The 442-nt window shown below is 43.9% G+C and carries 1 protein-coding gene and 1 pseudogene; both read right to left on the reverse strand.

The genetic code is table 11. The features are described from left to right. A partial coding sequence (locus LI164_RS15665; protein WP_181987834.1) for an integrase DNA-binding domain-containing protein occupies nt 1-276 on the reverse strand: 276 nt, incomplete at its 3' end. Nucleotides 277-354: 78 nt separating this feature from the next. Next, nucleotides 355-442: pseudogene (locus LI164_RS15670) on the reverse strand (excisionase); the annotation flags it as partial.

Here is a 442-nt window from a genome sequence, read left to right on the forward strand (position 1 = left end):
GTTCTGTTTGGCATAGAGTTGGCAAAGCGTCATTTTCTTGCCTGTGCTGTCGATACCGTCCTCAATATCCCGTCTTATCTGCTGTTCCAGTTCTCGAAGTGAGGGTTTTTCCCGTTTTCCCTTTGGTGTCGGGTCTGTGGGTGTCAATCTCCAAGCATACACATATTTTGTGTTTCCAAATGCGTCTACATATTTATATAAGTATTTCCCGTCTGTTCGTTGGCTCTCTCCAGTATGCAGGATACGTCCTTTACTATCCCGTCTTTTTTCTTTCATGGTGTCTGCTCCTTTCCTTGTTGGAAAGAGCCTTGATATGACTTGTGTTCATCATAACACATACAAGGCTCATTTGCATTAGATTGCGTCCAATTTGTCAATGACCTGTTCAAACTGTCGGCGTTTAATCTGTATGCGGTTGCCATTCATAATGAGCCAGCCAGCG

The organism is Dorea sp. 210702-DFI.3.125, assembly GCF_020560945.1.
In the GTDB taxonomy this organism is placed as follows: domain Bacteria; phylum Bacillota; class Clostridia; order Lachnospirales; family Lachnospiraceae; genus Dorea; species Dorea formicigenerans.